General features: G+C 44.2%; 9 protein-coding genes and 2 tRNA genes. 8 read left to right on the top strand and 3 right to left on the bottom strand.

What is annotated here, in order from left to right:
- Positions 1 to 8: 8 nt before the first annotated feature.
- Entirely contained in the window at positions 9 to 1,082 is a 1,074-nt protein-coding gene (locus FEM55_RS18900; RefSeq protein ID WP_138282947.1) for a TerC/Alx family metal homeostasis membrane protein, read from the bottom strand.
- A gap of 360 nt (positions 1,083 to 1,442) precedes the next feature.
- On the opposite strand from FEM55_RS18900, the gene FEM55_RS18895 reads away from it, so the two are divergent.
- Positions 1,443 to 1,515: transfer RNA gene (locus FEM55_RS18895), tRNA-Gly, on the top strand.
- Positions 1,516 to 1,584: 69 nt separating this feature from the next.
- Positions 1,585 to 1,673, top strand: a tRNA-Leu gene (locus tag FEM55_RS18890).
- An 85-nt stretch (positions 1,674 to 1,758) separates the two neighbouring features.
- On the opposite strand, the gene FEM55_RS18885 is transcribed toward FEM55_RS18890, so the two are convergent.
- Complete coding sequence (locus FEM55_RS18885) at positions 1,759 to 3,036, bottom strand: MFS transporter (RefSeq protein WP_138282946.1); 1,278 nt, start codon at positions 3,034 to 3,036, stop codon at positions 1,759 to 1,761.
- A 240-nt stretch (positions 3,037 to 3,276) separates the two neighbouring features.
- Here FEM55_RS18885 and FEM55_RS18880 point away from each other — a divergent pair, with 240 nt between their 5' ends.
- The 5 genes from FEM55_RS18880 (at position 3,277) to glgX (ending at position 10,053) form a co-directional block, all read left to right on the top strand.
- Positions 3,277 to 4,068: an NIPSNAP family protein gene (locus FEM55_RS18880; protein WP_138282945.1), complete on the top strand. Its 792-nt coding sequence runs from the start codon at positions 3,277 to 3,279 to the stop codon at positions 4,066 to 4,068.
- Between the two features lie 128 nt (positions 4,069 to 4,196).
- Positions 4,197 to 5,216, top strand: a complete 1,020-nt coding sequence (locus FEM55_RS18875; protein WP_138282944.1) for a chemotaxis protein CheB — start codon at positions 4,197 to 4,199, stop codon at positions 5,214 to 5,216.
- A gap of 200 nt (positions 5,217 to 5,416) precedes the next feature.
- A complete protein-coding gene (locus tag FEM55_RS18870; protein WP_138282943.1) occupies positions 5,417 to 6,871 on the top strand; it encodes a baeRF7 domain-containing protein in 1,455 nt (484 codons plus the stop codon).
- Positions 6,872 to 7,056: 185 nt separating this feature from the next.
- Entirely contained in the window at positions 7,057 to 7,728 is a 672-nt protein-coding gene (locus tag FEM55_RS18865; RefSeq protein ID WP_138282942.1) for a DUF6766 family protein, read from the top strand.
- A 150-nt stretch (positions 7,729 to 7,878) separates the two neighbouring features.
- A complete protein-coding gene (glgX, locus tag FEM55_RS18860; protein WP_138282941.1) occupies positions 7,879 to 10,053 on the top strand; it encodes a glycogen debranching protein GlgX in 2,175 nt (724 codons plus the stop codon).
- A 54-nt stretch (positions 10,054 to 10,107) separates the two neighbouring features.
- On the opposite strand, the gene FEM55_RS18855 is transcribed toward glgX, so the two are convergent.
- Positions 10,108 to 10,497, bottom strand: coding sequence for a hypothetical protein (locus FEM55_RS18855; RefSeq protein WP_138282940.1), 390 nt, complete (start codon positions 10,495 to 10,497; stop codon positions 10,108 to 10,110).
- A gap of 425 nt (positions 10,498 to 10,922) precedes the next feature.
- On the opposite strand from FEM55_RS18855, the gene FEM55_RS18850 reads away from it, so the two are divergent.
- Positions 10,923 to 13,871, top strand: coding sequence for a DEAD/DEAH box helicase (locus tag FEM55_RS18850; RefSeq protein ID WP_138282939.1), 2,949 nt, complete (start codon positions 10,923 to 10,925; stop codon positions 13,869 to 13,871).
- The last annotated feature ends 58 nt before the right edge of the window (positions 13,872 to 13,929 follow it).

Below are 13,929 nucleotides of genomic sequence, written 5' to 3'. Positions count from 1 at the left end.
CTGATTACTTAACTATTGGAAGGAACACGCGTAAGTTCCTTTTTCTTTTCCGGAATAACGACCGATGCAAGAATGCTCACAGCCAGAATGCCAAGAATTACATACAGTGAATAAACCGTTTCGAATCCGATTGCTTCCAGCTGGGTATGGAACAGCATCTTGCCCCCGATAAACACAAGCAGAACGCCGAGACCATATTTCAGGAAACGGAAAAGTCCCATGATATTGCTCAGAAAGAAGAACATGGACCGCAAACCCATGATGGCAAAAATGTTCGAAAAGAAGACAACATATGGATCTTTGGTCACTGAGAAAACAGCCGGAACCGAATCAACGGCAAAAATAAGGTCCGTAAATTCAATAATCAGCACGACGACGAACAAGGGAGTAAGCAGCCATTTTCCTTTTTTCAGAACAAAAAAATGTTCTCTTACGTACCGTGGAAAAACAGGCAGATATTTGGAAGTAAAGCGGACAACGGGATGTTTGGAAGGATCAATTTTTTCATCTTCACCGCCTTCAAAGAATATTTTTCCGCCCTGATAAACCAGCAAGAGACCGAATATATAAATGATCCATTCAAAGCGCTGCATTAATGCAGAACCCAGAAAAATAAATACAAAACGCATGATGATTGCGCCGAGCACACCCCAGAAAAGCACTTTTTTATAATAGATCGGCCTTACCCCGAATGAAGAAAAGATCAGGATAATGACAAAGATATTGTCAACGGAAAGCGCATATTCGAGCAGATAGCCGGTAATGAATTCCAGCGACATGTTCTTTCTGTATATTTCCACGCTTGCCTCGTAGTTTCCGGGAATGAGCTGCAGGCTGGGCGCATACTTGTTCTTTATCGTTTCCAGTTCAGCATAACTGTCCATGCCGTGCACCAGATCGCCATGCGTCCGGATCACAAAATAGAAAACCATGGCAAGGGCAATCCAGGCAACGGTCCAGGCGGCAGCTTCGCCAAACTTTACAACGTGATCTTTTTTATTAAAAACGCCAAGGTCCAGCAGCAGCATGATGCTGATGACCAGAATAAATCCTCCAAAAAACAAAACCTCGTTGGAAAACATGTAATTAAATAGTTAATGAGTAGTAAAGTTAAGAACCAGGAAAAATCAGTTTATACGCCGTTAAACTAATCATATTCCTTGTCATGAAGGTAAAGTTAAGCAAAATATAAAGTGCTGAGATTTTTTAGTATGGATGGCAAAAGCGTCCATGCGTCGGTTCAGGCATTTTTCAGAAGTGTTAGTAAAATATTGTTCCTGCAATCTGCATGAACATGTCTGAAAAAAAATGTTAAAATCATTTCCCTGATTAACAATTTGTTAATTAAAAGTTGAAGATTTTTTATCAAATATTTCATTCAAACACTTGCGTCGAATATGACGGGTGCATACATTTGCACCACGATAATCGAAAATGGTTATGCGAAAGTAGCTCAGCTGGTAGAGCGCGACCTTGCCAAGGTCGAGGTCGCGGGTTCGAACCCCGTCTTTCGCTCAGAGAACTCAAGCACCGGAAACGGTGCTTTTTTTCTCATAGGTGCTATCGTTTTTAACAATAGCCAATGCCGGGGTGGTGGAACTGGTAGACACGCAGGACTTAAAATCCTGTGAGCCGAAACGCTCGTACGGGTTCGATTCCCGTCCCCGGTACCAAAAAGAGGATGTACATTTCCATGTGCATCCTCTTTTTGTTTGCATCCGGCCTGATCTGTTCATACCTCCAGTACGGACACGGCCATTAACCGGCTAGCGGAACCGGCTTTTCAGGCAAACGGTCCGGCGACTTTACAACTACAATCGTCAGCAAGGCGGCAAGCAGCAATGCTACTGCCATCAGAATGTAGGAAGCTTCAAAACCGCCGGAGCTGGCATTCAGGTAACCAACCAGATAAGAACCGACAAAGGAACCCAAAGCGCCCAGGCTGTTGATAAGTCCAATTGCTCCACCGACCACATTTTTTGGCAAAATTTCAGTGATTACCGCAAAGAAAGGGCCATAAGGCGCATACAAAGCACCGCCGGCAATAACCAGAAGCACAAACGACGCCCAGAAGTTACTCGTTCCCAGCCAGTACGCTCCGAAAAATGCAGCAGAAGCAATCAGAAGAAACGGCCAGATAAAGATTTTCCGGTCAAGGGTTTTATCCGAAAAGTATGAAGCGGCAAGCATTCCGATAACCGCCAGCACATACGGAACAGCCGAAAGCCAGCCGGTGGTTACAATGTCCACATCCGGCGCTGCTTTTATAATGGACGGCAGCCACATGACAAATCCGTAAACACCCAGGCTCCACAACAAATACTGCAGACAAAGAAGGATAACAGGAACAGACCGGAAAGCCTCAGCATAATTCTTTACCGGCCGGATGCCCGCCTGCTCTTCCAGAAGCTCATTCCTTACTTCTTCTTTTTCCGCATCCGAAAGCCAGCCGGCATCTTCCGGTTTTTCATCAATCATTTTCCACCATATAAAAGCCCAGGCAATCCCCGGCAATCCCTGAACAATAAACATCCAGCGCCAGCCCATGGAATCGATCAGATAACCGGACAGAACGGACATCCATAATACCGTCACCGGATTTCCCAGTATCAGGAAAGTATTGGCCCGGGAACGCTCCTTTTTTGTAAACCATTGACTTAACAATATAAGCATTGCCGGCATGACGGCACTTTCCACAACACCGAGCATAAAGCGTACGGCAATGAGCACGCTGACGTTGCTGACCATTCCGGATGCAGCAGCCAGTGCGCCCCAGCAGATCAGCGAAATAAAAATCAGCTTCTTTGCACTTTTATGCGCGGCATAATGCGCACCGGGAATCTGAAAGAAAAAATAGCCCAGAAAAAACAGCGAGCTCAGCAGTGAAGAAATGCCTTTGGTGATATTCAGATCTTCCGCCATTCCTCCGGCTACGGCAAAACCGAAATTGGCACGGTCAAGATAAGCCAGGCTGTAAGTAACAAATACGATTGGAATAATGCGGTACCAACGGGCGGGAGCTAGTTTCGGCTTCATTATGCAGGGTTAACAGACAAAAGGATTGTCTTGCTGATTTGAAAACAAGATCGGATATAAGTACAAAATACAATTTCCCTGCTTTCATACTGCATTTTGCACCGGGTTATGTTCAAGGTTTGCTGCTGGCCATTTGCAGTGGCATAATATTAGTTGTAAACGATCGCGCTTATTATACGCACTTTCCGTTACCCGATTTTCAAATAAAGGTCCAGAAGTTTTACACTAATCTAAAAATGCATGAAGTCCTGTACGTTTCCCCGTTCCAGATTCCGTTTGTTCAGCTTACTTTTTATCCTGATTATCTGTAAAAATACCGCGTTCGGCTTTGCTCCGAAGCGTGAATTTTACCAGATAAAAATTTACCATTTTAAAGAAGACAGCCAGCGCCAGCGACTGGAAACGTATTTGAAAGACGCCTATCTGCCGGCATTGCACCGCGCGGGCATCAAAAAAGTCGGTGTTTTTGAGCCTGCTGACGAAAAGGATTCGCTGTTGTATGTACTGATTCCTTTCAAGTCTGCAGAACAGTTTCTTTCCTTGCCGCAAACCATTTCAAAGGACAAGCAATATGTGACAGCCGGAAGAGATTACATTGAAACAGAATACAACAATCCGGTGCACGCGGGTTTTGAATCCGTTTTTATGGAAGCATTTGCAGGAATGCCCGCTTTCAAAGCGCCTGCATTGCAATCGGGTCCTTCCGAAAGAATCTATGAACTGCGCAGGTATGAAGCCGCCAGTGAGAAATTACATGAAAATAAAATCAGCCAGTTCAATAACGGAGAACTTGCCATTTTCAGCCGGCTGGGTTTCAATGTTGTATTTTGCGGCCAGGTAAAAGCAGGCGGAAAAATGCCGAGCCTGATGTATATGTCTTCCTTTGAAAACAAAGCGGAACGCGATGCGCACTGGAAAGCTTTCGGCAGCGATCCTGCATGGACTAAGCTGAATGCACAGCCGGAGTATGCGCATAACTTTCTGCGTGCAGATATATACCTTCTTCATCCAATGGCATTTTCCGATATATGATTGTATTTTAAAACGCTGTATACTGTCATTAATCCAGGCGGGCCGGAGTTACTGAATGATTATCATGAGAAGTAGCTCCGGCCTTGTTGTTTATATACTCATCCAAGAATTGTCTGATCATTACCTGAATGAAAAAAAGCAGAGTTATCGTAATCGGATCTTCGGCAGGCGGTGTGATTGCACTGAAAGAACTGGTCGCTTCTTTACCGGCTGATTTTGGAGTGCCGATTTTCATTGTTCAGCATATTGCTCCGCAAGTACACAGCTATTTACCTGAAATCCTGAACCATGCAGGCCATTTGAAAGCCAAACATCCGGAAGACGGAGAACAGATCCGGAACGGGCATATCTACATTGCACCGCCGGACCATCACATGCTTATTGAAGACGACCATATACTTGTTAAAAAAGGACCCAAGGAAAACCGTTTCCGCCCTTCCGTTGATGCCCTTTTCCGCTCGGCTGCCTATACTTACAAAAACGGGGTCATAGGTATAATCCTGACAGGTATGCTGGATGACGGCACTTCCGGAATGTGGGCAGTAAACCAGATGAAAGGAATAACGATTGTACAGGATCCATTGGACGCCATGTATCAGAGCATGCCTCAAAATGTTCTGGAACATGTTAACGTAGATTATATTGTTCCGCTTGTTTATATCCCAGAGCTGCTGACCGGGTTAGCTGAAATTGAAGTAGAGGAAATGCCCATTGAAGTGGATAAAAACAAAGAGTTGATGAAAATGGAAATTGACATTGCTGCCCAGCAGAATGCTTTTGAAAAAGGAATTATCAATGTGGGCGAGCCATCTTCATTAACATGCCCGGAATGCGGAGGAGCACTTAATTTGCTGACCGAAGATAAAATCACGCGCTACAGATGCCATACGGGCCACGCTTACAGTTCGGAATCGCTTATGGAGGAAGTCAGCCAAATGACGGAAGTCAAGGTGTGGCAGACCATAAGAAGCCTGGAAGAACGCATTATTCTGCTGGAAAAGTCCGCGGATAAATCCAGGGAGACAGGCAATGAAGGTACAGCGGTAAATTTTCTTTCAAAGGCCACAAAAACGAGGAAAGCAACAAACCTGCTCCGGGCTTTTCTTTTCGATCAGCTTGGCGGCGGTTCCGGAAAAACCGGTATGTAGCTTCCTGTAAAATCTTGTTGTGAACGGTCGTTCATTGCAGTAGTAGAAAAATATCCACAAGCGGACAAATGCGGAAATGCCGGTAATATTCTGAAATCATATTCCTTCTATTCTAATAAAAATCTTTCTGCCTGAATTGATACATCAAAGCTTATCCGGCATGTTAATTGCCTGCCCGGCTAAAAAAATTTATTACGATTATGGGAAAAGATAAATCTGGAGGGTTTCACCCCGCGAAAGGAAAGCCAACGGCGATCAATAAGGAGGAAGGTTTAGGGATTCCTACATCTCCATCCGATAAAGTAGAAGAATTTCTGGAACTGTCCGATACTTACACAGACGACGATCAGACCATTTCAGCTTCCATACCGGTAAGGCATCCCAACCGGAATGTCTCAAAAAAAGAGCAGACTTTTAAAAACAAGGATAATAAACCGGAAAGTGACAAGACTGTGGAACTGGCTATGGATGCAGAAGTCAAGACGGAGCCGGAGGAACTGCCCGGTGTTCTTGAAAAAGAAGTGTTCGTGGAGCTGGCCAATTTCAAATCTTCATGCGCGGCGTCCTTGTATTTCGGTACGCACGAGTCGGGTGTGGAAGTGAATGAAAAGAAGGACGCCATCCGATTCAAGAACATGCTTCAGGAATTAAGGGCAACGCTGGTTGAAAAGGAAATTCCGGAAAGTCTGATTGAGAACATGCTTACGCCTGGCTATGAATTGCTGAATCAGGATGATTTCTGGGCAAACCTTACTCCGGGACTGGCCGTCTTTATTTCAGAAGGATACTTCAAGTATATCAAAATGCCTGTTGCTCCGGCTGAAAACGAAATTATCTGCAATACATCCTTTTATGTAACTCCGCTGGTTCCGATTCTTGCCCGCAAAGAGTATTTCTATCTGCTGGTGATTACAAAACATCATTGCAAACTGTTTCGAGCCGATGCGTTCGGAATGGAGTACATTGATGTTCCCGCGCTCCCGGAAAGCATGGAAGATGTAAAAGATTTTCCTGACAAAGACGCCAGTACTTTCCGTGCCGGCGGAAGAGGCGGAAACGGCGGCGCCAGTTTCCATGGAATCGGCGGCGGCAACCCTGAGGAAAAAGATTTGATTGCTGCTTACTTCGAAGCAGTAGACGATGTGTTGTTCAAGGAAATATTCAACAAGGAAAACGCACCGTTGCTGCTGGCCGGAGTAGAATACCTTATTCCGATCTACAGGTCTGTTTGCGATTACCACAATGTTTACAGCGAAGCACTTACAGGAAGCCATGAGCATGACGTCAAAAGTGAGCTTTACAAACTTGCAAAAGAGGTTATGCAGCCGTATTTTCTTCAGGCGCAGGACAAGGCACTTACCATTTATGCAAACCAGTCTGCAACGGAACTTACTTCTTCCATTCCTGCAGATGTAATCCCTGCGGCATATTACGGCAGGTTGTCCCACATTTTTGTACAAAAGGCTTCACATATCTGGGGTACTTTTGATGAAAATACAACCGAACTCGCACTGCATGAAAGTGAATCGGAAGAAGCGGAAGATCTGGCAGGTCAGGCGCTGATCAAAACCCTGATGACCGGAGGGGAAGTTTTTCTGCTGGAAAAAGAAGAAATGCCCGCGGATTCTGTCATCGCCGGCGTTTTCAGATATTAATAAACAGAGAATTTGTAAAAAGGACAGGAACCATGTGTGATTCCTGTCCTTTTTTGGTCTGAAGCATTCGTGTATTTTAGTCCACAAACAAAATTCCGGAAGCTGTTTCGTATATACATAAAGACTGGCACAAGATTACCGTAGTAACCGTATTGAACATTAACAGCAAAGTTTTTTCCACATATATGAGCCCATCCAGATCAAAACAGACCTTTTTTTACAGAAACGGCCTGAGCATTGTATTTACATCGCTGTTTGTTTTAACCCTGATTGCACAAGCTGTTACCGGCTGGCATGAAAACAATGCAGAACGCAAGCAAGACAAAGTTGAACCGATCAGTTTTACAACTTACCTCCAGAGCGGTCACTTTATTTCAGCCACATTTGAAAATTTTGAAAGTGAATTCCTGCAAATGGCATTGTATGTTATTCTTACAATCAAGCTCAGGCAAATCGGTTCCGCTGAGTCTAAATCGCTCGATGAGCCCGAAGATGTTGACAAAGAACCTGAGCCTCACAAAGATGCACCGTGGGCTGTAAAGAAAGGAGGCTGGATCCTGAAATTATATGAAGGCTCCCTGTCGCTTACTTTTATCCTGCTTTTTCTTGTAAGCTGGTATTTTCATTTGTACGGAAGCTGGCTGGATCATAACGACCAGAATGCAATCAATAACCAGCCGCCGGACAGCATGACTGATTATCTGATGCAGGCCAATTTCTGGTTTGAGTCCTTTCAGAACTGGCAAAGTGAGTTTCTTTCCATCGCTTCTATCGTCATTTTCACCATATTCCTGCGCCAGAAAGGTTCTCCTGAATCCAAGCCTGTGGATGCGCCGGATATGCAGACGGGCAAATAATACGGTTCTTTTCACAAACAGAGCAACAGCAAATCCGGTTTGTAATTCCGGAATGGCATCCTGATCAGTTGTACGCACCATTTCCATTTGTCTGGCACAACTTTAACTGCGCAATGTATCCGAATTTGAAATTTAAAATACTACGCACTAATGGATCAGCATATTGAAAATGAAATTCTGGATTCTCCGGAATCATCAAGTCTGAAAGTAATGCCCGGCCAGCCTTATCCACTGGGCGCAACCTGGGACGGAAAAGGTGTGAATTTTGCAGTCTTTTCCGAGAATGCAGAAAGTATTCAGCTTTGTCTTTTCAATGATGAAAACGATGCAGAAGAATACGTCAAGATCAAAATTGAAGAAGTCAGCCATCATATATGGCATGTTTATGTTCCTGATCTGAAACCCGGCCAGCTTTACGGATACCGTGTATTCGGGCCCTACGAACCTGAAAATGGCCATCGTTTCAATCCCAACAAATTACTGATTGATCCTTATGCAAAATCACTTGCCGGGAAAATCAGATGGGACGATGCATTGTTTGGCTATGAAGTCGGTCATGAAAAAGAAGATCTGGGTTTCAGTGAATCCAACAGCGCGCCTTTTATTCCAAAATCCGTAGTCGTAGACTACTCCTTTGACTGGGAAAATGACAGCCGGCCAAACATTCCTTATCATGACACTATTATTTACGAAGCGCATGTAAAAGGTTTCACCATACTGAACAATGAAATACCCGAAGAAATACGCGGCACCTATGCGGCGCTGGCACATCCGGTAACTATCAAATATCTGAAAGAACTTGGTATTACGGCTATAGAACTTTTGCCCATTCATTATTTTATTGCTGACAGGCATCTGCTTGAAAACGGACTGACCAACTACTGGGGTTACAACTCCCTTTGCTTCTTTGCCCCGGACAGCCGTTACAGCAGCGCAAAAGGGAAAGGAGAAGAAGTAGCAGAGTTCAAAAATATGGTAAAAGAGCTGCATAAAGCAGGGATTGAAATTATACTGGATGTGGTGTACAACCATACTGCAGAAGGAAATCATATGGGTCCTACGCTGTCCTACAAAGGTTTGGACAATGCATCCTATTACCGCCTGAAAGACGATGAACCGCGGTATTACATGGATTATACAGGAACCGGCAACACCATCAATGCCCGGCTTCCCAATGCGCTGGCCATGATTATGGACAGCCTGCGTTACTGGATCACAGAAATGCATGTGGACGGCTTCCGCTTTGACCTGGCTTCCGCGCTTGCACGGGTACTGCACGATACGGATACATTAAGCTCGTTCTTTAATATCATTCATCAGGACCCTGTAATTTCACAGGTAAAATTGATCGCCGAGCCCTGGGATATCAATGCGGATGGGTATATGGTAGGCAAATTTCCGGGTGGCTGGGCGGAATGGAACGGCATGTACCGCGATTGTATCCGCAATTACTGGCGCGGATCAGAAAGTATGCTGGCTGACTTTGCAATGCGCTTTACGGGAAGTCCTGACCTTTACAAAGGCGGATACCGCAGGCCGACAGCCAGCATAAACCTGATTACGGCACACGACGGTTTTACACTGAACGACCTTGTGAGCTATAATGACAAGCACAATGAAGCAAACGGAGAAGACAACAACGACGGCGCAAATGATAACAACAGCTGGAACTGCGGCGTGGAAGGTCCAACGGATCAGGCAGAAATTATTGCACTGCGTAACAGGCAAAAACGCAATCTACTGGCTACTTTGTTTTTATCGCAGGGCGTTCCCATGCTCGTTGCCGGCGATGAACTCGGCAGGACGCAGAACGGAAACAACAATGCATACTGCCAGGATAATGAAATTTCATGGCTGAACTGGCAGTCTGCTGACCATGAATTACTGGAGTTTACAAAGGGCATTATCCGCTTCATTAAAAAACATCCGTCTTTCCGGCGCAGACGGTGGTTTCAGGGATTGCCTGTTACCGGCGCAGGCCGCGACGATATCATGTGGTTTATGCCCGATGGAAGTCAGATGACCGAAGAAAACTGGCAGCATGACCTGGCCAAATCCCTGAGTGTTTACCTGAACGGCAAAGGGATACGCTGTGTAAACTACGATGGTGCAAGAATTTATGACGATAGTTTTTTCATTATTTTCAATGCACATGAAGATTCCCTTGACTACATACTTCCGGCAGATGAATGCGACAATGCATGGCACAAAGTCATTGACACAAGTGACGGATTTCTGGGTGAAGATGAACAGGAATTTAAACCCGGAGAAACCATTGAAGTTCAGGCACGTTCTGTCATGGTACTGAAATGCCGGACGGCATAAAAAAGAGCGGCATACAGCCGCTCTTTTTTATCACGAAAATTCATCCGTACTGTTTCATGCAACATTCAGCTCGGACAATTCCTGATTTCCCAGGTTACTGATTTCGTTGTAAAGCAACACCTTCCTGCTGCTTAATACGTCCATGTGCTCATTGAGTAATTTGGCCAGACTGCTATGTTCATCCAGATGAATCAGGACATTTTTATAACTTTCCAGAATCTTGTCATACTGCTCAATAATCAGAGAAATTATAAAGCCGGGATTGTTCCGGTTGCTTACTATATGATCAACGTTAACATCCACAGTAATGTGGCTCAGGTCGGGATCGTGCAGGTAACATTTGTTATAGTCATACACGGAACACAATTCCTTTTTAAAAAGGACAGAAGTCATATGTCCCTGACTGCATAGTTTCCTTATCGATCCCAGTTCTTCTATGCTCATAATTGTTTTGTAGAACAACTCGCTTTTGTTGAGCATCCTCCAAAGTCTTGCAACATTCACTAACAAATTCTGGTTGGTTTCCATGATTCCTGAAGTTGGTTTCCATGCTTCCTAAATTGTGAGGTTCCATTTGATCTAAAATCCGTTCCAGCTGCTGTTCCTTGCTAAACAACTGACTTATTGTCATTTGAATACAAGCAAATATAAGGCCATATGCATGCGTGGAAAATTTCCTACAACCTTGCTTTACATTGGTCTGCTTTATCTGCCAAACCGGAAAATGTGAAGCTACTTCCAAGGCGGAAACTTTTTTATTGGCACGGTTTGAATTATATTTAAAGTTCTTAAAATTAAAAAAGACAGTTTTTTATTTGAATAGTGATCTATTTCAATCAAAAGCTTTATTTCCAGCCAACGATCATACAATGAAAGTCTCTCCTGCCGAACCCTTTAAAATCGTCTACTCGATTCTGAATCACGAGTATTTGGGATATATTTTTGAATCGTTTGCAGTGCAGCTTAATGCACAGGGAGAATTTACATTTCAGGTTCAGAGTATTTCTTCCAAAAACATCAAGGAATTCAGGGCAGGACTGGATGCAAGGGATTTTGAACTTGTAAAACTGATCGATGATATTCAGCAGGATAATATCCTGCGCAAATTCAATTCCAAAAAGCTGAGTACCGTAGATTTTTTCCTTAAAGTTTACGATCCCAACAAAGGCGACAAAACAATCCAGGAATCCATTGCAACGTATGTGGAAAGCTGCAAGGAAAAAATCCTGGAACGGCTCTATGACAAGGACTTGTTTATAATGGGCAACGATGGAAATCCGTTGTGGAAGCCGGTGATCCTGGAAAAAGACAAGGCAACAATCCGCTTTCATTTTATACGCAATGCAGAAAACACGCACTACTTTCCTGCCATCCGGCATCAACAGCAAAAGCTGGAATTTCAATACAAAAACGCATTTCTGATCTGTGAAGAACCTGCGTGGCTTGTTCTGGAAGGCCATTTGTACCAGTTTGAAGGCCATGTGGACGGAAAAAAGATAAAGCCGTTTCTTGCTAAAAAATTCATTGCCATTCCCGGACAGGTTGAAGAGCAGTATTATGAACGTTTTGTTGCACCGCTGATTGCTTCCTACGATGTTGTAGCGCGCGGATTTGAAATCCGGAATGTGTCCTCCCAGCCGAAAACGGTCCTCACCATTTCTGAATTCAGTTCTCTTTCCAGAAAAGCACCATTGCTTTTTGCAAATTCGGACAATGACGAAGTTGCTACTATTGAAGACGACGATAGTGACGTCATATTTGACCTTTCGTTTCAGTATGGAAATTTCAGTTTTCACTATGATAATCTGGCACATGCGTCCAGCGTGTACATGGAGAAAAAGGGAAATGACTATCTTTTCAACAAAGTTAAGCGCCGGATTGACGTCGAAAATACCAGTGCGGATCTCCTCCGGGAACATGGCCTCGAACTTAAAAACGGCAAAATACAGATGCCGAAATCGCAGGCTTTTGGCTGGCTTCAGATCCATGCAGCATGGCTTGCTGAAAAAGGCATTGCTGTAAAACAAAATACAAACGACTCCAAACGCTATTTTCTGGGCTACTCTTCACTGGATATTTCCATTCAGGAAGGCCATGACTGGTTTGACATCAATGCCAAAGTCTGGTTTGGCGATTTTGAGATCCCGTTTATTCAGCTCAGGAATTACATTCTGAACCGCAAAAAAGAATTTTTACTTCCGAACGGAGAAACAGCGGTGATTCCGGAATGGTGGTTTACAAAATATTCCGAATTCTTTTCATTTACCGAAAGTGGAAATGACGATGGCCATCTCCGGCTGCGCATGCACCATCTTGCCTTGATTCAGGAACTGAAAGAAGAAAATCTTGCTTCGGCCATCATCAGCCGGAAACTTGAAAATTTAAGGGATTTCAATCACATTGATCCTGCTGAACCGCCTGTCCACTTTAATGGAACGTTGCGACCTTATCAAAAAGCGGGTTATGACTGGCTGCAGTTTCTGAAACAATACCGTTTTGGAGGCTGTCTTGCGGATGATATGGGATTGGGTAAAACGGTACAGACCCTGGCGCTCTTGCAATCTCAAAAAGAATCCGGTACGACCGAGCCTTCCATGCTGATTATGCCCACTTCGCTGCTTTACAACTGGCAGCTTGAAGCAAAACGCTTTACACCGGAACTGAAAGTGCTTGTTTATACCGGAACAAACCGGGAAAAAGACACGGCTCAGTTTGACGAGTACGACCTTATTCTGACTTCATACGGAATTATAAGGCTTGACATTGACTTTCTCCGTTTATACCGTTTTCATTATGTCATTCTGGACGAATCGCAGGCCATAAAAAATCCGGCTTCGATCATTACCAAAGCGGTAAAAAACCTGAACGCCGCTTACCGGCTGATACTGACGGGAACGCCGGTCGAGAACAATACGCTGGATCTGTGGTCTCAAATGTCGTTTGTAAATCCCGGACTTCTGGGAAGCCAGTCTTTTTTCCGCGATGAATTTCAGGTTCCGATTGAAAAGCGCGGTGATGAAGAGAAAACAAAACGGCTATACAATCTGATCAAACCTTTCATTCTCAGACGCCTGAAGTCACAGGTTGCAACGGACCTGCCGGAAAAAGTAGAAAGTGTGCAATACTGCGATATGTCGGAAGAACAGGAGAAAGCCTATGAAGAAGCCAAGGCATATTACCGTAACCTTATCTTGCAAAGTATTGATAAAGAAGGGATATCCAAATCGCAACTGGTCGTTTTGCAAGGATTAACCAAATTGCGGCAACTGGCCAATCATCCTTTGATGGTGAATCCGGAATATGAGTTTAGTTCTGGGAAATTTGAAGACGTGATTTACAAGTTGCAAACGGTTATGGCCGAAAAGCACAAAATTCTGATTTTCAGCCAATACATCAAGCATCTGGATTTGTTCAGGAATTACCTGGAAGAGAAAAACATTACTTTTGCCTATCTGGACGGCTCGACAAAAAACCGGCAGGAACAGGTGGAAACTTTTCAGGAAAATGACCAAATCAAGATCTTCCTGATTTCACTGAAAGCAGGCGGCTTGGGTTTAAATCTGACTGCCGCCGATTATGTCTTTATTCTGGACCCGTGGTGGAATCCTGCCATTGAAGCGCAGGCTGTGGACAGAGCGCATCGCATTGGACAGGATAAGACGGTTTTTACTTACAAGTTTATAACAAAGAATTCGGTAGAAGAAAAGATTCTGGCGCTGCAGAAAACCAAAAAGCAGCTTGCAGACGACCTGATATCCAACGAAGACGGGTTTATAAAATCACTTTCCCGCGAAGATGTTCTGAATTTGCTTGCCTGAAAAATGGTCAGCCCGAACAGAGTGCGAATGTTTCCGGCTCCGTTGGGGCTGACAAATG

It is taken from the genome of Dyadobacter sediminis (assembly GCF_005860765.1).
Taxonomy (GTDB): domain Bacteria; phylum Bacteroidota; class Bacteroidia; order Cytophagales; family Spirosomataceae; genus Dyadobacter; species Dyadobacter sediminis.
The sequence above is the reverse complement of the archived record's forward strand: the minus strand, read 5'-3'. Positions and strand labels throughout refer to the sequence as shown.